The following is a 24,909-nucleotide window of genomic DNA, read 5'->3' on the forward strand; positions in this document are numbered from 1 at the left end:
AGCTAATGCATCAAACGCGTTCGATTGCGATTGCGATGCCCTGACCGACGCCGATACACATCGTGCACAGCGCAAAGCGACCTTGCGTGCGCTGCAGTTGATACATCGCGGTCGTCACCAGGCGCGCGCCGCTCATGCCGAGCGGATGGCCGAGTGCAATCGCGCCGCCGTTCGGGTTCACGCGAGCGTCGTCGTCGGCCACGCCCAGCGCGCGCAACACCGCAATACCTTGCGACGCGAACGCCTCGTTCAGTTCGATCACGTCGAATTGGTCGATGGTCATGCCCAGACGCGCCAGCAGCTTTTGCGTAGCCGGCGCCGGGCCGATGCCCATCACGCGCGGCGCGACGCCGGCCGTGGCGATACCCAGCACGCGAGCGCGCGGCGTGAGGCCGAAGCGCTTCGCGGTGGCTTCGTTGGCGAGCAGCAGAGCCGCTGCGCCGTCGTTCACGCCCGATGCATTGCCCGCCGTGACCGTGCCGTCCGGACGCACGACGCCCTTCAGCTTGGCGAGCGTTTCGAGGCTGGTTTCACGCGGATGCTCGTCCTGCAGCACCGTAACCGGATCGCCCTTCTTCTGCGCAATCGTCACGCCGACGATTTCCTGCGCGAGCGTGCCGTCGCGTTGCGCGCGAGCCGCTTTCTGCTGGCTGCGCAGTGCGAACGCGTCCTGATCGGCGCGGCTGATGTTGTAGTCGGTGGCGACGTTTTCGCCGGTTTCCGGCATCGAGTCGACGCCGTAGAGCTTTTTCATCAACGGGTTGACGAAGCGCCAGCCGATCGTCGTGTCGTAAATCTCGGCCTGGCGCGAAAACGCGCTGCCTGCCTTGGGCATCACGAACGGCGCACGGCTCATGCTTTCGACACCGCCCGCCACCATCAACGCGGCTTCGCCCGATTTGATCGCGCGCGCCGCGATGCCGACTGCGTCCATGCCCGAACCGCACAGGCGGTTGACCGTCGAGCCCGGCACGTCTAGCGGCAAGCCCGCCAGCAGCAGCGACATGCGCGCGACGTTGCGGTTGTCGTCACCGGCCTGGTTCGCGCAGCCGTAGATCACGTCGTCGATCGCGCTCCAGTCGACGTCCTTGTTGCGCTCCATCAGCGCCTTGAGCGGCACGGCGCCCAGATCGTCGGCACGCACCGACGACAGCGAACCCGCATAGCGGCCAATGGGGGTGCGAATCGCGTCGCACAGGAATGCTTCGGTCATGTGATGTCTCCAGTTGATGTGCTGCGTGCGCTGCGCCGTGGCCGGTGAATCGGTAGTCACGCGATGACGCGGGCTGGATGCGCGGTGGCATCGGGCCGGCCACGCCCACGGACAGGTGGCGGCACGGCAGCCTTCACGTCGGATCAGCTTAGCGCAGGATGGTAAACCTTGGGCTCGAGATTCAGGCCATTTGTTCTTTACGCGAACGTACGGTCATATATCGAACAATGAGCCTCGATAATAGGCGCGTGCGCGAAACCATGTCAAGCGTGGACCGGTTGGCATTAGGGAATACGTGCAGACGGCGGGGGCGGGTTCTGAGTGGTCGCGCGGGGATCTGGCGCAGAGTGGCCGATGCCGTCGTGGCGTTGCGGGAAAGGCTTGCGGAGAAGTTTCATGTTCCGCAAGCCCGGCCTCTCACCGAACCTGGATCCCTTCGTCAGCGATATAGCTGCGGATCACGTCAGCGAAACTCCGCTCGCCGCTCAGGCCCAGCCGCTCGGCGCGCGACGTATCCCACCGTCCCGGCCAGCTGCCGACGATCTTCTCCACGCGCGTATCAGGCTCCCACACGATCCGGTTCGCGACCTCGTCGCCCGCCACTTCGCGCAGCGCCGCGACCATGTCGTCGACGCTCACCGAAATCCCCGGCAGGTTCAGCACGCGCTGCTGACCGAGCGCCGCCGCATCGAGTTCGAGCCCTGCGATCAGGCTTGCGATCGCCTGGCGCGGCGACAGCAGCCACAGCCGCGTCGATCCCGCCACCGGACACACCGCCGCCTCGCCATTCAGCGGCTCGCGGATAATCCCGCTCGCAAACGACGACGCCGCCGCATTCGGCCGCCCCGGACGCACGCTGATGGTCGGCAAGCGCAGCACGCGGCCGTCGACAAAACCGCGTCGCGTGTAATCGTTGAGCAGCAATTCCGCGATCGCCTTCTGCGCGCCATACGACGATTGCGGATTCAGCGCCGTATCGTTTTGCACGACATCCGGCAGATCGCCGCCATAAACCGCGACCGAACTCGTGAACACCACGCGCGGCCGATGCCCGCGTTGCCGGCACGTTTCGAGCAGCAGGCGCGACGCGTCGAGATTGATGCGCATGCCGAGATCGAAATCCGCTTCCGCCTGGCCGCTCACGATCGCCGCGAGATGGAAGATCGCTTCGGTGTTCCCGTCGATTGCGTGTTCCAGCACGCTGCGTTCGGCGATATCGCCCACTTCGCTTCGCACGCGGCTGTCGCCGGAATCGGCGGCATGAACCACGTCGAGCAGAAGCAGTTCGGTAATCGCTTGCGGCTTGCCTTGCGCGTCGTTCAGCGAACCGCGCGCGAGCAGTTCACGGGCGAGGCGCTGACCGAGAAAACCCGCGCCGCCGGTAATCAGAACTTTCATGATTGGCTTTCCATCGAGATCGTGAATCAGGTGAATTCGCAGTTCATTGCCCGGCGTTCTTCAGATACGGCTTCAGCCAGCCAAGCCCCGCCGACGTTTCACCACGCGGCCGGTATTCGCAACCGATGTAGCCGTCGTAACCCAGCGAGTCGATCAATTCCAGCAGATACGGGTAGTTCAATTCGCCGGTGTCGGGTTCGTGCCGCTCGGGCACGCCCGCGATCTGAATGTGGCCGATGCCGGCCATATCGCGTTTGAGTTTCACCGCGAGATCGCCTTCGACGATCTGGCAGTGATAGCAATCGAATTGCACCTTCAGATTCGGTGCGCCGACTTCCGCGCAAATCGCGTGGGCATCGTCCTGACGATTCAGGAAGTAGCCGGGCATGTCGCGCGTATTGATCGGCTCGATCACGACCATGATGTTCTCGGCTTGCGCAGCCTTCGCGGCATACGCGAGATTTTTCACGTACACGTCGCGATGCTCCACTCGCGAGTGACCCGCGCCGATCAGACCAGCCATCACATGCAACTTGCGATTGCCGAGCACGCGCACGTAATCGAGCGCGGTGGCGATGCTGCGCTGAAACTCGTCTTCGCGGCCCGGCAGCGCGGCTATTCCGCGTTCGCCGCCTGCCCAGTCGCCGGGCGGCGCATTGAACAGCGCCTGCGTCAGATGATTGGCATCGAGCCGCGCCTTGATTTCGCTGGCCGGAAAATCGTAGGGAAACAGGTATTCGACCGCTTCGAAACCGTCTTTCGCGGCGGCGGCGAAACGGTCGAGGAAAGCGTGCTCGGTGTACATCATCGTCAGATTGGCGGCAAAACGGGGCATGGCGACAACTCCCAGGTAACAGTTTGATTCAGCGCCGAGGATCGAGCCGTCGATGCTCGTTTCTGGCGCGTGTCGAATATTCAGGCGGCCTCAACTACAAGACCGCGCGACCGCATGAATCACGCGAACCCACGCGTGGCCCATGCGGGAATTTCCCGTAGCGTGCGCTACCAGCGCGCGCCGAACACCGCACGCAACTCTTCGAGCGCGGCTTCATCGAGCGGCGCGGGCCGCGGATTCGTCATCAGCCACAAGCGCGCGGTCTCCTCCAGTTCTTCGAGCGCGTACGACGCCTGCGCGACGGAACGCTCCCACACCACCGGCCCCAGACGGTCGAGCAGAACCGCGCGGACCGAACCGGCCAGCGCGGCGATCTCGGCAGCCACTTGCGGATCGCCGGGACGGCGGTAGCGAATCAGCGGTACGTGTCCCACTTTCATCACGTAGTACGGCGTGAGCGGCGGCAGCACATCCGTTTCGCTCCAGACGCCCGCGAGCGTCAGCGCGACCAGATGGGTCGAATGCGTATGGACGACGCCGCGTGCGTCGCCGTTACGCGCATAGATGCCGCGATGCAGCGCCAGCGTTTTCGACGGCTTCGCGCCCGACACGGCGTTGCCGCTCAGATCGACTTTGGCGATCCCGGCGGGATCGAGCCGGCCGAGACAGGCATCGGTCGGCGTGATCAGCCAGCCGTCGTCGAGCCGCGCGCTGATGTTGCCGGCGGTGCCCACCGTATAGCCGCGCTGATACAGACTCGCGCCGCTCACGCAGATTTCCTCGCGCACGCGCGCTTCGTTCGTCGTGTGAAGTGCGGGCGACGCGGTCATTGCGCGGCCCCGTCCAGATGACGCAGCGCCTTGTCGAAGAAATCGGTCGAGCCGAAATTGCCGGACTTCAGCGCGAGCGCCAGAGGGTCGGCGCCGGTGGTCGCCGTGGCCGGCACGCCCGGGTCGATCTGCGCGCCGATGCGCAGCGTGCGCACGTCGAGCGCCTGCACGACCGCGCCCGAGGTCTCGCCGCCCGCCACCACGAACTTGCGCACGCCGCGCTCGCGCAGAGCGCGCGCAATCGACGCCAATGTCGATTCCACCAGATGCCCCGCTTCGTTGACGCCGAGTTCGCGCTGCACCGCCTTGACTTCGTCAGGCGTGGCGGTCGCGTAGATCAGCACGGCTTCGCGCCGGTCGAGATACGGCTGGGCGAAGTCGAGCGCCTGCGCGACGACGTCTTCACCGCGCGCCGCCGCCAGCGGATCGATGCGAAACGCCGGGCGCGTTTCACGCCACGCCGCGACCTGTGCGTTGGTCGCTTTCGACGCGCTCCCGGCAAGAACCACCGACAAACCATCGATACGCGGCAACTGCGCGGCATCGGCCTGCTCGTTCAACCATCCCGCGCGACGGAAATTCGCGGGCAAGCCCAACGCGATGCCGGAGCCGCCCGTGATCAGCGTGAGGTCGGCGCAGGCTTCGCCTAGCACGTGCAGATCGGCGTCGGACACCGCGTCGGCAATCGCCATGCGCGCGCCGTTTTCGCGGAGCGCGTCGAATGCCGCACGCACGCCCGGCACACCCTTGGCCACCGTGTCGTAACGCACGAGACCCACTTTCGATTGCGTCTGACGCTGCAGCACGCGCACGAGATTCGCGTCGCGCATCGGCGTGAGCGGGTGGTTTTCCATGCCCGATTCATTGAGCAGCGTATCGCCGACAAACAGATGGCCCCGGAAAATCGTGCGGCCGTTTTCAGGAAACGCGGGGCAGGCAATCGTGAAACCCGCGCCATCGGAAGACAGCGCGTCGAGCAGCGCATCGGTCACCTGACCGATGTTGCCAGCGTCGGTCGAATCGAAGGTCGAGCAGTATTTGAAAAAGAACTGGCGGCAGCCTTGCGCACGCAACCAGTCGAGCGCGGCGAGCGATTGCGCGATGGCGTCGGCGGCGGGAATCGTGCGCGACTTCAGCGCGACCACCAGCGCATCGGCTTCGAGCGCTTCATTCGACGCGGGTACGCCGATGGTTTGAACCGTGCGCATGCCGCCGCGTACCAGCATGTTGGCGAGATCGGTCGCGCCGGTGAAATCGTCGGCGATGCAGCCGAGCAACGCGCGTTTCGTCGTGGACGTCATGACATCAGCCCCGCTTACTTCGCGGCCGGCACGTCGATGCCGGGGAAAATCTTGATGACCGCCGAATCGTCTTCGCCACCATGACCGGCCGTGGACGCCATCATGAACATCTGATGCGCGGCCGCCGACAACGGCAGCGGGAATTTCGAGCGGCGCGCGGTATCGAGCACGAGCCCCAGGTCCTTGACGAAAATATCGACCGCCGACAGCGGCGTGTAATCGCCATTGAGAATGTGCGGCACACGGTTCTCGAACATCCACGAATTGCCCGCGCTGTTCGTGATCACCTCGTACAGCGCCTTCGGATCGACGCCCTCGCGCAAACCGAGCGCCATCGCCTCGGCGGCGACCGCGATATGCACGCCCGCCAGCAACTGATTGATGATCTTCACTTTCGATCCCGCGCCATGCGCAGTGCCGAGCCGGTAGACCTTGCCCGCCATCGCGATCAGCACGTCCTGGCAGGCGGCATAGGCTTGCGCGGGGCCCGAGGTCATCATCGTCATCTCACCGGATGCGGCGCGCGCTGCGCCGCCGGAAAGCGGCGCATCGAGCATCTGCAGACCCGCCGCTTCGATCCGCTTGCCGATATCTATCGCGAATTCGGGAGGCACTGTCGCGCTTGCGATCACCACACTGCCTTTTTTCATCGCCGCGACCGCGCCCTGCTCGCCGAACAGTACGGCCTCGGTCTGCTCGGCATTCACGACGACCGTGACGACCACCTCGCATTGGGCGCCGAGCTCCGCGGGCGTCGCACAACCGACACCGCCCTCGGCGACAAACGCCTGCAACACCTCCTGGCGCAAATCGCACGCATGCACCCGAAAACCCGCGCGCCGCAATGAGCGCGCGACACCCAGACCCATTGCACCTAGACCGATGACTCCGACATTTCTGGACATGCGTGACCTCTGTCAATTGCGTGATGTGTTCGCACCCGATGAGCGCGAGCGCTCATGGGACCTGACCGCTTCCAGCTTCTTGTCCGTTACTTCAGCCGCTAGCAGATGCCCGCTTCCGCGAGCCGGCGCGCGGCGTTGTACATATGCGTCTGCGCCGCGTTGCGCGCCGCTACCGGATCGCCCGCGCGAATTGCCGCGGCGATCGCCGCGTGCTCGTCGCGCACCTGACGCGAAAAGTCCTCGCGCAACGATTCGTTGCGGCGCGTGACGACCGTGCCGGCCTCCAGATACTGATTCAGGAAAGTGAGCGTTTTGAGGAAATACGGATTGCCGGTCGCCGCCGCAATCGCGCGATGAAACGCGACGTCTTGCGCGACACCGTCGCTGCCGTCGGCCACCGCTTCGTCGATGTGCGCGAGCGCGGCGTCGATCGACGCGATATCGGCGGCGCTGCGGCACAGCGCAGCCTCGGATGCGACTTCAGCTTCGATCGCCCGGCGCAGCGCGAGAATCTGCACAACCGAGCCGGGCTCGACTGCTTCCGCGTAATCGATCCGCAGCGGCCGGACCGCGCCGTGCCCCGCGATGAACACGCCGCTACCCTGGCGCGGTTCGACCACGCCCTCGTTCTTCAGCCGCGAAATCGCCTCGCGGATCACCGTGCGACTCACGCCGAACTGCTGCGCCAGCACAGCCTCGGTCGGCAGCTTGCCGCCGCGCTCGAAGGTGCCTTTGTCGATTTGCGTGAGCAGCTGCTGCGCGACCGTGTCGCTCAACGCCCGCGCAGGAATCTTGTCGAACATCGAAGCCTCGACTCGTCATGTTATCGGGTCATCATACAAATTTGAGATGAACTCGGCATCCGCGCAAACCCTGGGATTTTTACGCGATCACACGTCAAGTTGGCGAAACAGAAGGCTTAAGCTATCGTCACGCCTTTGCGCAGCAGCGCGTCGGGCAACCGGCGCGGCCGTCGTGCGCGCTTTCTTCGAACGCATCTTTCAAGGCCCATGAGCAAAGCCCTGCCGCCGTCTACCGTCGTTCCCGTCAGCGCCGAACCGGCCCCGGACAAGCCGGGCGACTCGTATGTGCAGTCGTTCGCGCGCGGCCTCGCGGTCATCCGCGCGTTCGACGCCACGCGCCCCGAACAGACGCTCACCGACGTCGCCGCCGCCACCGGTCTCACGCGCGCGGGCGCACGCCGCATCCTGCTGACCTTGCAGACGCTCGGCTACGTGGAAGCCGAAGGCCGCCTGTTCCGCCTCACGCCGAAAATTCTCGACCTCGGTTTCGCCTATCTGACGTCGATGCCATTCTGGAATCTGGCCGAGCCGGTCATGGAAGGTTTGTCGGCGGAGGTTCACGAGAGCTGTTCGGCGGCCGTGCTGGATCGCACCGAGATCGTTTACGTGCTGCGTGTGCCGACCCACAAGATCATGACGATCAACCTGTCGATCGGCAGCCGCTTGCCCGCTTATTGCACGTCGATGGGCCGCGTGCTGCTGTCCGCACTCGACGACGAAACGCTCGAAGCCACGTTGAATTCGGCGCCGCTTTACGCGCACACGCCGCGCACGGTGACCGACAAGGACGAGTTGAAGAAACTGATCGCGCAGGTGCGGACCCAGGGCTGGGCTATCGTCGATCAGGAACTCGAAGGTGGTTTGATTTCGCTGTCCGCGCCGATCCGCAATCGCCAGGGGCGTGTGATCGCGGCGATGAACATCAGCGGAAATGCGCAGCGCAATTCGGCGAAGCAGATGGTGAAGGCGTTTCTGGAGCCGCTGCAAAAGGCCGCGCAAACCGTCTCGGATATGGTCGCGCGACGCGGTTGAAAATGATCGGCGGGCGCGCTGGCGCCCGCTATCGGCATTGCAGCGCGCACGTCGCAATGCCGGTTCACTGAGCCAGATAGCGCTCCACCAGCCGCGTCCAGAACGCGGCGCCGACCGGCAGATTACGGTCGTTGAAATCGTAGTGCGGGTTGTGCACCATGCAGCCGTCCTCGCCCGCGCCGTTGCCGATCCGCAGAAACGTACCCGGCCGCTTTTGCAGCATGAACGCAAAGTCTTCGCTGCCCATGAGGATGTCGGTGTGCGCGACCACCTTGTCGTCACCGACCAGTTCGCGCGCCACCTGAATCGCGAAATCGGTTTCCGCATCGGAATTCACGACGACGGGATAGCCTTCGATGTACTCGACGATCGCCTTGCCGCCATAACTCGCAGCCTGCGATTCCGCGAGTTCGGTGATGCGCTTCTTCAATAGCGCGCGGACTTCGGGGCTGAACGACCGCACGCTCAGTTCCAGTTTCGCGCTGCTCGAAATCACATTGTTCGCGGTGCCAGCGTGCATCGAGCCGACTGTGACCACGGCAGGTTGAGACGGATCGACATTGCGCGCGACGACGGTCTGCAACGCCATCACCATGCTTGCCGCCACCACGACCGGATCGACTGTCAGATGCGGACGCGCCGCGTGTCCGCCGACACCTTCGATCGTGATGATCGCCTTGTCGCCCGCCGACATGAACGGCCCCTTGCGAAACAGCAACGTGCCGGGCTCTTCACCGGGATGGTTGTGAACGCCGAATACCGCGTCGCACGGAAAGCGCTCGAACAGGCCGTCGGCGATCATTTTCTGCGCGCCGCTATCGATACCGCTCTCTTCCGCCGGCTGGAAATACAGATGCACGGTGCCCGAGAAATGGCGCGTGGCCGCGAGGCGTTGCGCAGCGCCGAGCAGCATGGTCGTGTGACCGTCGTGACCGCACGCGTGCATTTTGCCGTGCGTGCCGCTCGCGTACGGCAGGCCGGTTTGCTCGATGATCGGCAACGCGTCCATGTCGGCGCGAATCCCGATGCTGCGCTTGCCATCGCCCGCTTTCAATGTCCCGACCACGCCAGTCTGACCGACCCCACGCGTGACCTGCCAGCCCCATTGCTCGAGCTTCTCCGCGACCAGCGCGCCGGTCTGCACTTCCTCGTACGCGAGTTCAGGATGATGGTGAATGTGATGGCGAATTTCGCGCAGACTTTGTGCGGCGGGTTCCAGGTCGGACACTTCGGTCAGGCGGACGGCGTCGTTCATCTTGATTGCTCCGTGAAAGCATGCCGCTGACGACAGCGGCAAACAGCCCTGCGCTGCGGATCATCTGCCGTAGGGTTCCCGCTTGGGGAACGCGGCATGAGCCGGTGCGCAGACAGTGAAATGCGTATTGTGGCAAAGACTGAATCGCGCGGCGACTGTTTCGAACGGCTTACGGATATGAACGAACCCGGAGCGCGTTCAACGCCACGCCATTTTTGCGGCATTGTGCGCGAACCGCTGTTTAGCTATGCTGGTCCCAACCAACTCCGGGAGCGGACACATGGAAGTGAGCACAGAAGCGCTTGTTGACATGCTGCGAGAAGTTGAAGCCGAAGACCCGATCGATTACGCGGACCTTCCATTCGGCGAGCAGGAGCTGCGGCGGCTGGTCATGACCTCACTCGTCGAGCGCCATCACCAGGTTGAAGCGGGCAACATGTCGGTGTCCGAGATTCATGCGTTGTATCTGCTGAGCACCGCCAAGCTCGTTCTGGAAAACACGGTGCTTCATGCGCGCCTGCTTTTACTTCAGGGCCAACGCGTCGATGTGCAGGCGCTGCTCGCGCCGTTCACCCTCAAAGGGAAATCGTAGACTGGTTTGCGAGTGGTCAGAGTCGCCAATGACGGGCGAGTTATCGTGCGCGTCGGCGTATTGGCTGGAATCAATCCGAACCATTCGCGTGCCTGCGATTTTCGTGAACCGCAAATGCGCCGATGCCAGCAAACCTCGGGTCTGCTGGCATCGGACTGCGTAGGTTACGCTTACGCTGGTTTTCGCTTATGCGGCCACTTCGGCTGACGCTACCGGTGCTGCGGGCACGTCGGAACTTGCGGCAACAACAGCGACCGGTTCTGCCTTTTTAGCGACGACCTTCTTCACTGCCTTGGGCTTTGCTGGCGACACCGCGGCTTTCTTCGCTACAACCTTCTCGTCAGCAACGGGCGATTTCACAACCACGGGTTCCTTGACCGCGCTTACTTTCTTGACCGCTGGCGCTTTCGTCGCTGCTGCTTTCGTCACCGGCGCTTTCGTCACTGCTGCTTTCGTCACTGCTGCTTTCGTCACTGCTGCTTTGGTAACAACTGCCTTCGGCTTATTCGTCTTCGCAACCGCGGCCTTGGTAACAACTGCCTTCGGCTCATTGGTCTTCGCAACCGCGGCCTTGGTAACCGCTGCCTTCGGCTTATTCGTCTTTGCGACCACTGCCTTGGTAACAACTGCCTTCGGCGTGTTCGTCTTCGCGACCGGAGCAACGGCTTGCGCCGCGTCGATCAAAAACTTGTTGCGGTCTTTCGCGCCCGCAATCCACAACGGCGCACGACCACGACCGCTCCACGTCGCGCCCGATTTCGGATCGCGGTAGCGGGGAGCCTGGTCAGCTTTTTGCTGACCTTTGGGAGCCGTCGCTGCGCCAGCGGTCGACGCTTTTTTCACAGCCGAAGCCGAAGCGTTGCCCTTAGCTTTCACATTCGCCTTCACCTTGTCGGCAGCCGAATTCGAAACGGCCACCGCGCTTGCGCCGCTGCCAATCAGAAACTTGCTTCGATCTTTTGCACTGGCAATCCAGGCCGGCGCGCGTCCGCGACCCGTCCACGTTGCACCGGTCTTCGGATCCTGATATTTGGCCGCCACTTTGACGCCGGATTTCTTCGATGCTTTCGCCGCATCCGCAGCTTTACCGCCGACGGTTTTCGCCGCGCGCTTCGTCTTTGCGTCGGCTTCGATGTCTTTCGTCGTCAGTCCATGCTGAAGCATGAGACCTCGAATCTTGTCCACGATGGCCTGTGCGTTCTTTGCGGCCAATGCCTCGGCTTGCGCCTTGAGCTTGTCCATCTTTGCCTGAATTTGTTCCAGTGTTGCCATATTGACTCCCCGTTTAAATGGTATTGCGGTGCGCACTATGCCACGGGCATAAAATTAACGCTATGAGTGCATAGACGAGGGAAGGTTACGAAGTAAAACCCCTGTTGAATCGGCGGCAACATAATGCGCCCGCAACAATAGTTCCCGATGTATGCGGCAGCTAAAAAAACTCCGCGAGAAGTGGGTGGCCTGGCTGGTGAAAATTCGTTTGCTTACGGCAATAGGCAGGTCAACTTCAGAAATCCGTTTTGAGATTCCTTCGGCCCAAACCGCGGATGTTTCGCGCGTTCCGTGTACCGCGACCCGACGTTGCGCGGCACGAATAGCGCATCGCCGAACTGCGACCGAATCTCGCAGATAAAAAATTCCAACGCGGCTCCGGCGTCACAATTTTTCCCGCTGCACACGCGGAGAGCGTGTAAAACCTGTCGGTACGAGCTTGCTTTTTTTGCCTGCGTGCGCAGGCAAAAACATTCCCCGGATTCCGGTAACCCGACAGAAAGCGGGCCGCCAGCTTTTTTAGCCTTGCTTTTCACACGGCCGCACAGCATATCGGTTCATCATGATGCTGCGAAAGATCATGCCGTTGCCCTGCAGCACACGAAGTCATCCCGACTTGCAGTAAAGTGTCCACTTTCGCGTGGTGATCCGCGTTGGCCACGTTGAAAAAAGCAGTGTCGAATTACGTCCACATTGAATCGTCCTCCGTAGCCCATATGTATTGGGTTTGCTTAACCGCAGCCGGCAAGCCGAAAGACATGATGAAACCTGAATTTAGCGAGCGCGAAAGTGCGCGACCCGACCTGCTGTGTTTCCTCGTCGCCGTCGCAGCGGCGTCGTACGCGTTGACCAACGACTGGCGGGTAGACCATGTGGTTCAGTGCTGTCGTCAGTGGCTGGAGAAAAACCGGCTGCAGATGGACTGGCTGGACCGGGTTCGCATCGGTCAACTCGCGCTGAAAATCGCGAGCAAGGATTTGCTGGAGGCCGGTGTCGCGGTGCGGTTGTCGAGCGTGAACCTGCTCTTCACCAACGAGATGGAACTCAATGAAGCAAGCACCATGGTTCAGCGAATGATGGCGCTCTGTCACGACGCGCTTTAATCGTGCAGGCGAAAGACGCGGGGCGCCCCTCGCCGTAAAAAAATATCCTGTCAGGTCGAAGCAAACACGACTGCTGCGACTTCTTCCAGATGCGTGAAGCTGCGGAAAAACCGGTACGTTTTACCTTCGATTTCAATCCGGTTGATGCCCGCGTCCGTCACGTTGAGAATCTCGTTAGCAAGCGATGCGGCAATCGTTCCGCGCCGCTTCAACTCCTCGCGCGGCCCCGCCGGATCACCGACATAAAGCGTGGCGATATCGTTCGAATGACGCATCACGATCAGGCTCGCGCCGGCATCGAGCGATAACTCGAGATACTCGGCCAGAACCTGTAGCGCTTCCAATTGCGGCCCCTGCCGGCTGATACTCGCCCCGGATGCGTTTGTCATGTCTTTCTCCGTCGCGTGAATGAGTTGCTGTCAGAGAGTCTATCTGACAGCAATGTACGAACTATAAGCGGCTTAATATAAAAAACAGAAGCACGTTTTTACGTCCGTCCATCTGAATTTTTAAGGCTGACTTCAGAGCCCATTTGCCCGGCAATTTCGAAATACGCTTAACGGTATCCGGGTGCGCGTGCTTGCGCTTTACGAACCCGGCATCAACGCACTTTGCGAGCGGATTTTCGGATGCGTTCCGACCCGCGACACTGGCACGGTTTTCGCCGAATGACCGTCAACCGTGCTGGAGAATTTCAATCCCCCTCCCCCGTCATCGTCCTTTGATGAAGTCCGCGTACTTGCGAAGGCGTGCTTTGAAAATGCCCCACACAAGGTCTAGTGTTCAGAAGTGGGGCACACGAAACCCAGCGAAAACAGCAAGTCGACATCGCCGTTTCCAGCATCGAGGTTTGCCCGACAAACAATAGTATTTTCACGCCGCGATTCTTCGGCGAGCTTCACTTAACGATCTTCAACAACAATTCAAGTGAGGTTTTCGTGAGACATATTCTGATGCTGACGATAGGTCTGGTGAGCGCCGTATCCGCCATTTCAGGCCGCGCCGCTGACATTACCGGTGCCGGCAGCACTTTCGCCGCGCCTATCTACACCCGCTGGGCCAGCGCGTATCAGGGAGCCGGAGGCGGCAAGGTCAATTATCGCGGCGTCGGCTCAACCGACGGTCTCAGACAGATAGTCGCAAGCCAGGTGGATTTCGCCGGCTCCGACGCGCCGCTCAGCGACGCAGAACTCGTGAAAGACGGCCTGTTCCAGTTTCCGACGGTGATCGGCGGCGTCGTGCCGGTCGTCAATCTTCCCGGTATCAAATCGGGCGAGGTGACGTTGACGGGCCAGGTGCTCGGCGACATCTTTCTCGGCAAAATAATTTACTGGGACGATCCCGCGATCGTTGCGATCAACCCCGGAATGAAAATGCCCGATACGCCGATTGCCGTAGTCCGGCGTCTCGACGGTTCCGGCACGACGCTAATCTGGACGCACTTTCTGTCGCAGGTCAACCCGGAATGGAAAAGCAGGATCGGAGAAGGCACGACCGTACGCTGGCCCCGTGGTATAGGCGGCAAAGGCAACGAAGGCGTGGCGACCTTCGTGCAGATCCTGCCGGGCGCAATCGGCTACGTTGCATGGGACTTCACGAAGCAGAACCGCATGTCGTATGTCGCGATGAAAAATGCAGCCGGTGTCGTGGTTAAACCGGGCCCGGAGACATTCAAAGCAGCAGCAGCCAGCGCCGACTGGTCCCATTCACTCGTACCGATTCTGACGAATGAGCCTGGCAAGAACGCGTGGCCGGTTGTCGGCGCAACGTTTGTGCTGCTTCGAAACGCGTCCGCACTACCAGAGCGCAGCGGCGAAACGCTGAAGTTCTTCGATTGGGCGCTCACCAATGGTCAACAGGCTGCCGAAAACCTCGACTACATTCCGCTTCCCGCCGCCGTGACGGACGAGGTCCGTACGCAATTACGGGCGAGGATTAAAAATCTGTCCAGCAAGTCGATTACCACGCAATAGCACATCAAAAGGAAGCGAATAGGAAATCGAAATCCCGCGTTTGACTCGCGATCTTCCGTTCGAGAAAAAAATGTAAGGAACTTTACACCTTAATCATTGACGTACGACATCTGCTTAGGTAAGTTCCATGCCTCAAAAAATTAAACAGAGCGGAGTCAATGGTCGAAGATTATGAAACAGCCAAGGGAATCGAAATTGAACTCAATGGCACCGTGTTTCGAGGTCGATATCGCGTGATGAACGGTACGGTTATCGTCTACTTCGACAATGAAATAAAGTTTGCGAGTCATGACATGAACCGGCCGGACGTTGTGGCCCGATGGCTACTCACCGATCTCGCACGCCGTGTCGAGTCGAACGGCGTTCAGTCGAAAAAGCGCCGGGCAACAGGCGGTGTATTGCCATAAAAAAGGTTTGACGACGCATTAAAAGTTGGCTCGCAGCATGTCGTGCGCAGCGATTTTCCGCAGTCGCTGCTGCTCCTCCAGATATTTAATCGCTTTCTTCGACGCATGCGATTCGCCCAGTTGGAACGCATATTCGCGAAGCAAAGTTTCGCCCGTTACCAGATCGTTCAAATCGCCAAGTTGCTGTTGAACTTGCGCGAGCCGTTCAATCGTCGCCAGATAATGACCGTCGAGCACCGGCGCTAAAAATTCAAGTGAATATCGCAATCGCTTTCCAGCAATGCGTATTTCATGAAGATCGGCATAGTCCGCGTTCGGGTTGGAAGCAACGCGTTTGATGCGCTTCTTTAACATCACCTCTGCCCGCCCGGCGCGCGTCGTCGCGAACTCATCGAGGCGCATGGGCGTAGTCTGAGCCTCGATCTGATTTCGCGCGACCCGCACCGCGTGCTCGACAATCCGTTCGACACCGGCGTTGCCGATGATCCGGTTGCTGAATGCGAGCGCGCTGCTTCGATGCTGGTCGACGCGCGCGATCAACGCTTCGAAAGAATCGCCCGACGGCGCTGCCGATAGCAATTCGCGCAACACGTCCCAGTCTCGTGTTTTCCCGGCAGCCGCTGCCAGCGACTTGAATTCGCCGCGATGAGACCTGGCGTCCTGCTTGTCGAGCAAGGGCTGAAACACCCACCACAGCGTTCGCAGTCGACGCAATGCAACACGCAGCTTGTGCAGGACTTCGGGTTCCGAGTTTGAGTTGAGTTCGCGAACTCTCTTGAGTGCTTCGCCAGTCGCCGCAGAAGAAAGAATATTGAAAGCGTCGCCAATCGATGTAGCCGGCGCAATACAGCCCTCTGCCCGGCCCACGCGAGGCGGCTGCGAAGTCTTCTGATCGTCAGCGGGATGGGGACGCGAAGTCATGTCACCTTCTTCCATCGCGAACTGGGAGCGCAATAACAGAAGGCATATTAAAGCAACCAGAATAAATTCAGGCTCGACTCACTGGGTGCTAAACCGAGAAAGTCCAAAGGGATGCTCGATTTACAGGCGAAATCTGCGGAAAAGCCTCGTTTCAGGGCGCGACGCCACACGAATGTCACATTAGCCAACCACCATCTTCCCTAGTTCGATATTCCCCCGACAAGCCTCGTGACGACGACGGAATAATACGAATTCAGCAGGCGCACCAATCATGGAAGAGACAAAGTGAAACAGCGAGCGACCGTCGTTTGTCAGCTTGGCGCGAGAATTCTGCTGGTGAGCAAGGAAGGCTCGCGATGGTCGTTGCCGGGCGGCAAAGCGTCCAGTGGCGAAAGCTTGCAAGGCGCGGCATCGCGCGAGTTGATGGAAGAAACCGGCCTGCTCGCGTTAGACATGCGATATCTATTTAACTTCGCTGGCGTTCGCACGTGTCATCACGTTTTCGTTGCGAATATCCACGAAGATCAAACGCCGGTTCCAGACAACGAAATTACACACTGCCGTTGGGTCAAGGTAGCGGACGTCCGTCACTACGCAACCAGTACCTGTACGCGGGGAATTGTCGAGATCCTGTCGTTGAGCGCCCTGCAGGAGCCTCGAACGGCAAGTCGTTATCAGCGGACGCAGGCTTTCGTTCGCAACCTACGGGCCGCTCACAAGGACTCGATTTTCTGCGGATAGCAGCGTCCGCAGCACGCAAGCACATCCAGATCCACAACGCCGGAGCGCAACTGCCAGAACCGGCACCGGCCCATTCTCGAAGCAAGGCTTCAGCCGTTACGCTTCTCGCAGCATTTCCCCAGCACAGAAACGACACGTTATATTTTTCGTGATCGTCATCTCCGTACTATTCTTTTTGATTAGCGCCGGTTTTGAAAAGCGAGTCTTGTACTTTTATGACAAGACAATGACAGACATTAGTGCCCGCTTCCTGAAGAAAGCTGCGCTGCAATGTTCATTCGTCCCGCTTTCGACACCACGCCAATCTCAACCTGTTTTCGAGTAGACGCGAGATGCCTGATAAAACGCCACCGCCCGCGCGAACACCGGAAGCCATCGACCAGGACTTTGCCGATCTGATGGCGTCGAAAATGCCAACGGATGCCGCGCGCGACAAATTCGAAAGGCTCTGGGACGAGGCCAACGCCATCGCGGCGCAAACCGTTCACACGGTAGAGGGGCAGCGGTACATCTCGCTATTGAAGCGGATGCACCAGACGTTTGAAGGCCGCTATCCTGTTGATGGAGCAATCAACGGCCATGCAAAGCGGTACTCGTAAAATTCGGCGAGCGCCCGGAACAAACTCACTTATTCGCAGCGAAGCGCCGCCCATGACGGCGGCACCCGCACTCCGCCAAGTCAGGATTTAGCAGGACGCCCAGTCTTGACCTGCTCCACCGCCGACACCGCCGCCAGCAATCGCTTCGGCGAAGCCGCTTCGAGCATCAGCAGACCCGCGCGCAACAGTTCGCTCTTCTTAACCGACACGCCCGCTTCCTCGCACTTAAGCTTGAGCGCTGCGATTTTTTCGTAATCGGATTTCGGCATCGTGAAACTGTCGCGGACAACCTTGTCCTTCTTCGCGCGTTTCGCTTTGACAACCGGACTGGATTTAACCGCCTTTCTGATCGTCGGGCCGGCCTCGACTTTTTTCGCGGCTTTCTTGACGGTTGCCGATTTTTTCACGGTTGCCGATTTTTTGGGCGATTCCACAACCGGGGCGCTCGCTACGACTTCCTTCTTTTCAGCGGGGACGTTCTCAGCCGCTTTCGGGAAATGGAAAGTTTTCTTTGTCGGTTTTTTAATGGTCGGTTCGGTCATTGTCAGCTTCTGTTTATCATCGATATAAACAGTATATACAGTTTTTGTCCTGCTTCGAAGTGGCGCGGTACTGAACTACCGCTTCGGGCTTTGAAAACCCGCGTCGCTATTTCATTTCGTGACCCGGCGCGTCGCTCTGGAACGGCACGCGCTGCCACAACACGAACGGCTCACCAGGCGATGGTTCGACGAACAGCGCGGCATGATCGACAGTCAGCGGTCCCAGCGCCGGTGTTTGCGCTTGCCACCACGCAACCAGCGCCGTGCGTTCGCCAGCATCCGCGAGCGAGTTGGAAAGCGTCATGTGAAAACGGAATTCGTCGAACACATACGGATAGCCCCACTCGATCAGCAATTCACGTTGACGCTCGCTGAGCGGCGCGGCGAGACGTCGCGCAAGATCGGCCGCCGACGGTTTCGCGCGCAATGCATCGAGCGCTTGCAACGCACTAGTCGCCACCGCGCGAACGCTTGCTTCACCACACTGATCCACCGGGCGCAACGCGACGAATTCGCCTAACGTGGCCGCCTCCACCGGCAACGCGAACGGGCGTTGCGTCGCCGCCCATTCCCGCGTCGCGGCCAGCACGTCGTGCTGCGTCACGCCATCAGCCAGCCGGAACGGCGCGACGAGCGTGCCATGCCATCCATATCGACGCGGTGCTTCGGTCAATTCCATCAACGGACGTTGCAAACCCGCCGGTTGCGGCGGCACGCATGCCATGCCGCTTTGCGCATCGCGACCGAGCCACGTCGAACCGGCACGCCACCATGCCGACTCATGCGACGGCGCGTAATACACGGCGAAACGCGCGCCGTCACTCCACGTCACGTCGCTCATCGGGCGTGCTCCACGAGAGTAGTTCGCGCGTTGCGGTTCGATATCATGGTGCGGTTATTCCTACGTTCGATTCATCACGATGACGTGCATTGTAGTGCGCGCGTGTCGCGATGAAAGTTTGAAACGGCACTAGAATGACGCATTAAATCGAGTGGCACACCATGCCATTCTCCAGAATAAAACCCGGCGGGCGCACTCAAACCCGGCTGACTACGGAGCCCATTCGATGCTGATCAGGAACGCCCGCATCGTGACGCGAGACGAGGTTTTCACCGGCGTGCTTCGCGTCGAAGACGGCGTGATTCGCGATGTAGAACGCGGTACGACTGCCGCGCACGAAGCGGAAGATTGGGACGGCGATTATCTGTTGCCCGGTCTGATCGAACTGCATACGGACAACCTCGAAAAACACCTTGCGCCGCGCCCCGGCGTGCAATGGAATACCGATGCCGCGTTCGTGATCCACGATGCGCAGGTAGCGGCCGCCGGCATCACCACCGTATTCGACGCGCTCGCGATCGGTTCGCGCGCGAATGCCGGATTGCGTGGCCGTGATCTGCAAATGCAATGCGCCGCTTCGCTGAACCGGCTGTCCGCGCGCAAGCTGCTGCGTGCCGAACACTTCCTGCATCTGCGCTGTGAAATCGCCTCCGCCGACGTGGTCGACATGTTCGATGCGCTGTGCACGCATCCGCTGCTGCGCCTTGCTTCGGTGATGGACCACACGCCCGGTCAGCGTCAATGGCACGACCGCGAACAATGGCGCCGCTTCCAGGAGCGCCACGGCAAGCTGAGTGACGAACACGTCGAGAGCGCGCTGGCCGAGTTGTCGATCGAGCAGGAACGTTACGCCGACGCGCATCGCAGCGAGATCGTCGCGCGCTGCAAGCGGCTTGGCATTCCGCTGGCGAGCCACGACGACACGCTGATCGAGCACGTCGAACAGGCCCGCGCGGAAGGTGTGGTGCTGGCCGAATTCCCGACCACCCGCATTGCCGCCGAGGCCGCGCACGCGCACGGCATTTCGACGATCATGGGCGCGCCGAATATCGTGCGCGGCGGCTCGCATGCAGGCAACGTGTCGGCGCTCGAACTGGCGAAAGCCGGCCTGCTCGATATCCTCTCGTCCGATTACGTGCCGTCGAGTTTGATGACCGCCGTCTTCGAGCTGGTCGACAAGGCCGGCTGGAGCCTGCCGCACGCGCTGGCTACCGTCTCTGCCGAACCGGCTCGGACGGCCGGGCTGGATGATCGCGGCGCGATCGAAGCGGGTTTGCGCGCCGACTTCGTGCGAGTGACCATGCTCGATTCACTGCCGGTTCCGCGCGCGACGTATCGCAGCGGAGCGCGAATCGTCTGACGCGTTTTTCTTGCCGGTTAGCTGGCGAGTCCCGCGCGCGGTCGATGCATCAGGCCGTCGGTTCGGCCTCGCGACCCTGGGTCACGTCCTCGCTGGCATGCGCTCGCGCGGCAAGCTCCATCTGTTCGCGCAAACGCGCTTCGAGTACGTCCTGATAGCGCAGATATCCGCAGCGTCCACCTGATTTCGCCGCGTACATCGCTGCGTCGGCATTGAGCAGCAGCTCCTCGGCCGTGCCGCTGTCGTCGGGGAACTGGCTGATGCCGATGCTCGCGCCCACCGTCATGCGGTGACCGTCCATCACCAGCGGTTCGTTCAACGTGTTCATGATGCGCGATGCAATGCTGGGCACGGCCTGCGCGACGCGCGGCCCTTCGATCAGCACGATGAACTCGTCGCCGCCGAGCCGCGCCACGACATCGTCGGTAAAGAGCCCCTGCTTGAGCCGCCGCGCGACCGCCGACAACACCTTGTCGCCGATCGAGTGACCGAACTGGTCGTTGATCTGCTTGAAACGGTCCAGGTCGACGAACAGCACGGCCAGCCCTTCCTCGCGCCGCGACGCCTGCTCGATTGCACTTTCGAGCTTCTGCATGAACAGCATGCGGTTCGGCAAACCGGTGAGCGTGTCGTGCGTGGCGAGGTGCACGAGTTCTCGCTGCTTGTTGTGCAGCACATCCATCTGCCCTTTGATCTCGCGCCGCAGACGATCGAAACAGCGCGCCAGCACGCCGATTTCGTCGGTGCGTTTGAGCGGCAGCGTATGCATCGCGTGCTCGGCGAACAGATGGGTCGCGGCGTGCGCAAGAATATGCAGCGGCTTGGTCACCGCGCGCGCGGCCACGATCGCCAGCAACACCGAGAGGCAGCTGAAAATCAGCACCATGCGGATAATTCTCTCGCCCAGCACATGCGCCCCCGACAACACGTCTTCCAGCGGCTTCGCGATGCCGAGCACGATAAAGCGGTTGCCCTCGGAACCGCCAAACGGCCGGCGCACGAACGCGAGAACCTGGCCGGCCGCCTGCTGCGGCCCCGACAGCCCATTGACCAGCACCTCGCTTTGCGACTGATCGAACAGCGGCTTCGTCACGGAGAAACTGTCCTGCATCAGCACCCGCCGGCCACGGTCGAAGCCGAAGGTTTTCGACGGGTCGGGATGAACCAGGAAGTCGCCCCATTCGTTGGCGAGATAGACCTGGTAGTCGCTCGGCAAATCGCTCTGCAAGCGCTTGAGCATACCGGCCAGATCGATGTCGATCACGACCACGCCCACCACCGTGCCGTTCGCGTCGGCCACCGGCGTGCCGAGCCGCAGCGTCGGCTTGCCCTCGGCGCCGTGCGCGCCGTATTCGTGATTGACCGAAATCGGCGACGTATAAACACGGCCGGGCGAAAACGCCAGCGTGTCGAACACGTACGCGAACTGGCCTTTTTCCTGCAGATCGTTGCCTTGCACCCGCACGAGGCCGTCCGCGTCGCGGTCGAAACGGATCAGCTCGAGCCCGTAATGCTGCCTGGTGATCAACCTGATCTGCAGATATTCCGGGTGATGCACCATGAAGCTCGCATACACCTGCGCGAGCCGCTCGCGGCCGGTGTTTTCTCCGACGCCGTCGTCGGTCTCGGCAACACTCGCCGACGACGGCATGGTCGCGAGCACCAGCGCATCCGCACCGACGTCGTCGATCGAGATGGAGAAGCGCTGCCCCAGCAATTCCGTCGAGGTCAGCAGGCTATGTTCGGCTTCGTTCACCAGCATCGTGCGATTGGCACGGTACGCGTAGTAGCCGGTCGCGCCCGACGCGATCACGCCGATGCACGCAAGCAGCACCGATAGCTTGAAGGTCAGGCCTGGCCGGATCATCAGAAACGCTCCGAGCGATCGCCGGAGACGATGCGGGCCCACAGGTCCTCACGCCGCTGGATATTTTCCACCGGGCCGATCCACACGATGTGCCCACTGCCGCTGCTGTCGACCGGTGCGGTCAGCGTGTTGGCGAGGCCTTGCCGTTGCGTGAGCAACGCGTTCACCTGCGGATCGAGCATGTAATTGATCCACGCGAGCGCGAGCGGCTGGTCGGTGGCCGCGCGCGTCATCGACCAGCAATCGAGCCAGGCGAGCACGCCTTCGTCGGGAATCACATAACCGACATCCGCGCCCGCGCGGCGCAGCAATTCGACCTGCTGCGTGCCGTAGTTGCCGAACATCAGCGCGACCTTGTGCTGGATGAAGAACGCGGTCGCTTCTTCCGGCAACGTGTAATAGGTCAACAGATTGCGGCGCAGATCGACGAGCTTGTGGGCAATCGCGCGGATTTGCGCGTCGTCGAGTTGAAACGGATGCGGATAACCGAGCGCCAGCGCCGTGAACGAGAAATTGTGCTGCGCGCTGTTGAAGTCGAGCACCTTGCCGCGGTATTGCGGGTTCCACAATTCGCGCATGGAGTGCGGCGCAACGGCAATCTGCCGGCGATCGTAGATCAGGCCCATCGACGAATAGGTGAACGGGATCGCGTAAACGTTACCGTCCGACGTGAGCCCTTCGATCGACGAACGCGCCTGGAAGCGCGGCAACTGGTTCTTCGTGTTCGGCAGGCTGCCCAGATCGAGCGGGGCAAGCAGACCGGCCTGCGTATAACGGCGGATTTCTGCGGTGTTGGCCGCGAGCACGTCGAAGCCCGGCTCGTCTTTAGCGTGCATCTGGGCCCACAGCGCTTCGTCGGAATCGACCAGCGTCACCTCCACCCTGGCGTGGTAGCGCTCTTCGAACGTCTTTACCACGTCGGCGTCGGCATAACCGGGCCATGCAAGAACCCGCAAGACTTTCCCATCCGCCCTCGCCGGCAGCGACATGCCGGCACCGATGCAGAAAACCACGCAGATCAGAAGCGACAGGAATCGCGTGCATACACGGCGCTGCTGTAAATGCGCGCATGCGAAAGCGGAAGCGGCCGTGAACTGCCGCTGAAAGGACTGTTTAGAACAGCGCATTTCATCCGCCATCAACATCATGTACATGTACGACACCATTTCGAAGGCCGTTTGAACGAGCACAAACACGCGGCGTTTATGCGCGAATGAAGTACTCGATGACTTTCTTCATACTGATATGCCCGCGACGCTGAAAGGGGTCACTGGCCCAAGGAGCATCGATGATAGCGCCAAAGCAATAATTTTTTGCCGATTATCCGGTCGGCATCGGCAAATAATCCACGGCTTGTTGCGCACCAATGCGCGACAAATCCGTCCATCCACTTTTAACGACAATTTATGCGGAATCTTTAGTTTTACCGCTTCGCGATTTAAACGCCGGGCGCGCGCGAAAGCAGAATCAGTTGCTTTAATGGCTGACAAATCTGAAAGGAACTGCAGGTGTCACAAATGGCACCGTGGATAATCCCGCCGCGATTACCGGACGCGACCTACGGCATCTAATACGGCATCTAAAGAAGCGTGCTGCCATTGCCGATAACGATGGCTTGCCCCGCCGCCGCTTCGCCCGATCCGTTTCGCGCGCGCGATGACGGGCGTCGACGAGCCGGACAAGAAATCAAACGATGCGCCTGAGAAAAACCGAGTGGATGGGAGTGGCCGTCGTGGCCGGATCGATAGCCTGCTTCGGCAGCTGGCTTCAGGGAGAAATGAGCCGCGCGGCGCTGGCGCGACTTCAGCGCGACACGCCGGACTCGCACAGCTACTGCGCGGGCATGTCCGTGCAGGACACGCAGACGATGGACAAAGGCGAGATGTGGTGCGGCACGATCGATGCCGCGCACGCGAATTCGCCGGCCACACTCGGCGCGCAATAAGCGCAACGAGCGCCAAAACCCCACGCGAGCGCGCTGGCCGATCGGCATAAAAACCACTCTAGAGGCGATCCTCGCACGCCATCCGGTGTTTCACTAGCTACCCAATATTTTTGACCTGATAAGCTTGCCCCGCGCTGCAGGCCTCCCCGGCCTGCGGCATAACCCAAGCCCGGTCGTGAGACACGCCGGGCGTCCCGCAGCGGCACGACCGGACGCGGGAGTATTTGAACTACACCGAGGAGTTAAAGAGTGAAAAAACTGCTAGCGGCTTTGACGGTTGCTCTGCTTGCCACCGTCTCGATTGGCGCACACGCTAAAGATTGGTCGACGATCCGTTTTGGCGTTGACGCCAGCTACCCCCCGTTTGAGTCGAAGGGCTCGGACGGCAAGCTCGTTGGCTTCGATATCGACCTCGGCAATGAAATCTGCAAGCGCGTGGGTGCGAAGTGCGTGTGGGTCGAAAACGACTTCGACGGGATGATCCCGGCGCTGAAGGCGAAGAAGTTCGACGGCGTGCTGTCGTCCATGTCGATGACGCCGCAACGCGCCGAACAGGTCGCGTTCTCGTCGAAGCTGTTCAACACGCCGACGCGCCTCGTCGCGAAGTCGGGTTCGGGCATCCTGCCGACGGCTGACTCGCTGAAGGGCAAGTCGGTTGGCGTCGAACAGGGCACGATCCAGGAAACCTACGCGAAAACGTACTGGGAGCCGAAGGGCGTGAAGGTCGTGCCGTATCAGAACCAGGATCAGGTCTATGCCGACCTGCTGTCGGGTCGTCTGGACGCGGCGCTGCAAGACGCGGTGCAAGCTGAAATCGGCTTCCTGAAGACGCCGCGCGGCGCAGGCTTCGCGTTTGCGGGCAAGGATCTCGACGATCCGAAGACGCTCGGCAACGGCGCAGGCATCGGCATGCGCAAGGAAGATACCGATCTGAAGGCGAAGGTCGACAAGGCGATCGCCGAAATCATCAAGGACGGTACGTACAAGAAGCTCGAGAAGAAGTATTTCGACTTCGACGTGTACGGCGGCTAAGCCCGTCACGCGCGTCTGACGACGCGCGTATCGGCTGGCACGACGGGCCCCGCTTTTGCGGGGCCCGTTTCGTTTGTGCCGCCGCATAAAGCCACGCAACGCGTCATATCGGCTAAGATCGTGCGATCGCGGCGGCCCGGAC

General features: G+C 61.1%; 25 protein-coding genes. 10 read left to right on the top strand and 15 right to left on the bottom strand.

Translation table 11 applies throughout. The features are described 5' to 3' along the window. Positions 1-10: 10 nt before the first annotated feature. From pcaF to ABH945_RS25890, 7 genes are all read right to left on the bottom strand, one after another. Positions 11-1,213: a 3-oxoadipyl-CoA thiolase gene (pcaF, locus tag ABH945_RS25860; RefSeq protein WP_429252415.1), complete on the bottom strand. Its 1,203-nt coding sequence runs from the start codon at positions 1,211-1,213 to the stop codon at positions 11-13. 417 nt (positions 1,214-1,630) lie between these two features. Next, complete coding sequence (gene denD, locus ABH945_RS25865) at positions 1,631-2,611, bottom strand: D-erythronate dehydrogenase (RefSeq protein ID WP_074767702.1); 981 nt, start codon at positions 2,609-2,611, stop codon at positions 1,631-1,633. A gap of 43 nt (positions 2,612-2,654) precedes the next feature. Then, complete coding sequence (gene otnI / locus ABH945_RS25870; RefSeq protein WP_429252416.1) at positions 2,655-3,446, bottom strand: 2-oxo-tetronate isomerase; 792 nt, start codon at positions 3,444-3,446, stop codon at positions 2,655-2,657. A gap of 167 nt (positions 3,447-3,613) precedes the next feature. Beyond that, positions 3,614-4,276, bottom strand: a complete 663-nt coding sequence (locus ABH945_RS25875) for an aldolase (RefSeq protein ID WP_429252417.1) — start codon at positions 4,274-4,276, stop codon at positions 3,614-3,616. Beyond that, positions 4,273-5,577 (bottom strand): 3-oxo-tetronate kinase, encoded by a 1,305-nt coding sequence (gene otnK, locus ABH945_RS25880; protein WP_429252418.1) that lies wholly within the window; start codon positions 5,575-5,577, stop codon positions 4,273-4,275. Before otnK ends, ABH945_RS25875 begins: the two co-directional genes overlap by 4 nt. Before the next feature lie 14 nt (positions 5,578-5,591). Then, positions 5,592-6,482, bottom strand: a complete 891-nt coding sequence (gene ltnD / locus ABH945_RS25885; RefSeq protein WP_429252419.1) for an L-threonate dehydrogenase — start codon at positions 6,480-6,482, stop codon at positions 5,592-5,594. Between the two features lie 98 nt (positions 6,483-6,580). Beyond that, positions 6,581-7,285: a FadR/GntR family transcriptional regulator gene (locus tag ABH945_RS25890; protein ID WP_074767693.1), complete on the bottom strand. Its 705-nt coding sequence runs from the start codon at positions 7,283-7,285 to the stop codon at positions 6,581-6,583. 207 nt (positions 7,286-7,492) lie between these two features. Between ABH945_RS25890 and ABH945_RS25895 the strand changes: the two genes are divergently transcribed. Further along, positions 7,493-8,317, top strand: coding sequence for an IclR family transcriptional regulator (locus ABH945_RS25895; RefSeq protein WP_074767691.1), 825 nt, complete (start codon positions 7,493-7,495; stop codon positions 8,315-8,317). Positions 8,318-8,381: 64 nt separating this feature from the next. On the opposite strand, the gene ABH945_RS25900 is transcribed toward ABH945_RS25895, so the two are convergent. Then, entirely contained in the window at positions 8,382-9,572 is a 1,191-nt protein-coding gene (locus tag ABH945_RS25900; protein WP_429252420.1) for a M20 aminoacylase family protein, read from the bottom strand. Between the two features lie 280 nt (positions 9,573-9,852). Here ABH945_RS25900 and ABH945_RS25905 point away from each other — a divergent pair, with 280 nt between their 5' ends. Beyond that, positions 9,853-10,164 (top strand): hypothetical protein, encoded by a 312-nt coding sequence (locus tag ABH945_RS25905; RefSeq protein ID WP_074767687.1) that lies wholly within the window; start codon positions 9,853-9,855, stop codon positions 10,162-10,164. A gap of 186 nt (positions 10,165-10,350) precedes the next feature. Here the strand turns inward: ABH945_RS25905 and ABH945_RS25910 are convergent, their stop codons facing one another. Further along, complete coding sequence (locus ABH945_RS25910; protein WP_429252421.1) at positions 10,351-11,472, bottom strand: H-NS family nucleoid-associated regulatory protein; 1,122 nt, start codon at positions 11,470-11,472, stop codon at positions 10,351-10,353. Positions 11,473-12,194: 722 nt separating this feature from the next. Between ABH945_RS25910 and ABH945_RS25915 the strand changes: the two genes are divergently transcribed. Next, positions 12,195-12,539, top strand: coding sequence for a hypothetical protein (locus ABH945_RS25915; protein ID WP_074767683.1), 345 nt, complete (start codon positions 12,195-12,197; stop codon positions 12,537-12,539). A gap of 50 nt (positions 12,540-12,589) precedes the next feature. Here the strand turns inward: ABH945_RS25915 and ABH945_RS25920 are convergent, their stop codons facing one another. Beyond that, on the bottom strand, positions 12,590-12,928 hold the full coding sequence (locus ABH945_RS25920) for a hypothetical protein (RefSeq protein ID WP_074767681.1): 339 nt from the start codon (positions 12,926-12,928) through the stop codon (positions 12,590-12,592). Positions 12,929-13,492: 564 nt separating this feature from the next. Between ABH945_RS25920 and pstS the strand changes: the two genes are divergently transcribed. Both pstS and ABH945_RS25930 read left to right on the top strand, forming a co-directional pair. Continuing rightward, a complete protein-coding gene (pstS, locus tag ABH945_RS25925; protein WP_074767679.1) occupies positions 13,493-14,512 on the top strand; it encodes a phosphate ABC transporter substrate-binding protein PstS in 1,020 nt (339 codons plus the stop codon). A gap of 158 nt (positions 14,513-14,670) precedes the next feature. After that, positions 14,671-14,919 carry a hypothetical protein gene (locus tag ABH945_RS25930; protein ID WP_074767677.1) on the top strand — a complete coding sequence of 83 codons (249 nt, stop codon included), beginning with the start codon at positions 14,671-14,673 and terminating at the stop codon, positions 14,917-14,919. An 18-nt stretch (positions 14,920-14,937) separates the two neighbouring features. On the opposite strand, the gene ABH945_RS25935 is transcribed toward ABH945_RS25930, so the two are convergent. Next, complete coding sequence (locus tag ABH945_RS25935) at positions 14,938-15,855, bottom strand: CHAD domain-containing protein (protein WP_429252422.1); 918 nt, start codon at positions 15,853-15,855, stop codon at positions 14,938-14,940. Between the two features lie 270 nt (positions 15,856-16,125). Between ABH945_RS25935 and ABH945_RS25940 the strand changes: the two genes are divergently transcribed. Then, a complete protein-coding gene (locus ABH945_RS25940) occupies positions 16,126-16,581 on the top strand; it encodes an NUDIX hydrolase (protein ID WP_429252423.1) in 456 nt (151 codons plus the stop codon). 332 nt (positions 16,582-16,913) lie between these two features. Then, positions 16,914-17,180: a hypothetical protein gene (locus ABH945_RS25945; protein ID WP_429252424.1), complete on the top strand. Its 267-nt coding sequence runs from the start codon at positions 16,914-16,916 to the stop codon at positions 17,178-17,180. Positions 17,181-17,260: 80 nt separating this feature from the next. Here the strand turns inward: ABH945_RS25945 and ABH945_RS25950 are convergent, their stop codons facing one another. Together ABH945_RS25950 and ABH945_RS25955 are read right to left on the bottom strand one after the other, a co-directional pair. After that, positions 17,261-17,722, bottom strand: a complete 462-nt coding sequence (locus tag ABH945_RS25950) for a hypothetical protein (RefSeq protein ID WP_074767669.1) — start codon at positions 17,720-17,722, stop codon at positions 17,261-17,263. Between the two features lie 106 nt (positions 17,723-17,828). After that, positions 17,829-18,563, bottom strand: coding sequence for a DUF1045 domain-containing protein (locus tag ABH945_RS25955; protein WP_429252425.1), 735 nt, complete (start codon positions 18,561-18,563; stop codon positions 17,829-17,831). Between the two features lie 226 nt (positions 18,564-18,789). On the opposite strand from ABH945_RS25955, the gene ABH945_RS25960 reads away from it, so the two are divergent. Then, entirely contained in the window at positions 18,790-19,923 is a 1,134-nt protein-coding gene (locus tag ABH945_RS25960; protein ID WP_429252426.1) for an alpha-D-ribose 1-methylphosphonate 5-triphosphate diphosphatase, read from the top strand. 49 nt (positions 19,924-19,972) lie between these two features. On the opposite strand, the gene ABH945_RS25965 is transcribed toward ABH945_RS25960, so the two are convergent. Both ABH945_RS25965 and ABH945_RS25970 read right to left on the bottom strand, forming a co-directional pair. Further along, on the bottom strand, positions 19,973-21,790 hold the full coding sequence (locus tag ABH945_RS25965; protein ID WP_429252427.1) for a diguanylate cyclase domain-containing protein: 1,818 nt from the start codon (positions 21,788-21,790) through the stop codon (positions 19,973-19,975). Further along, positions 21,790-22,779 (bottom strand): extracellular solute-binding protein, encoded by a 990-nt coding sequence (locus ABH945_RS25970; RefSeq protein ID WP_253189712.1) that lies wholly within the window; start codon positions 22,777-22,779, stop codon positions 21,790-21,792. The genes ABH945_RS25965 and ABH945_RS25970 overlap by 1 nt, the downstream gene beginning before the upstream one ends. A gap of 704 nt (positions 22,780-23,483) precedes the next feature. Here ABH945_RS25970 and ABH945_RS25975 point away from each other — a divergent pair. After that, entirely contained in the window at positions 23,484-23,735 is a 252-nt protein-coding gene (locus ABH945_RS25975) for a hypothetical protein (RefSeq protein ID WP_429252428.1), read from the top strand. Between the two features lie 249 nt (positions 23,736-23,984). Next, on the top strand, positions 23,985-24,767 hold the full coding sequence (locus tag ABH945_RS25980; RefSeq protein WP_074767659.1) for an ABC transporter substrate-binding protein: 783 nt from the start codon (positions 23,985-23,987) through the stop codon (positions 24,765-24,767). Positions 24,768-24,909: the final 142 nt, after the last annotated feature.

Source organism: Paraburkholderia sp. GAS333 (assembly GCF_050435665.1).
Taxonomy (GTDB): Bacteria; Pseudomonadota; Gammaproteobacteria; order Burkholderiales; family Burkholderiaceae; genus Paraburkholderia; species Paraburkholderia fungorum_A.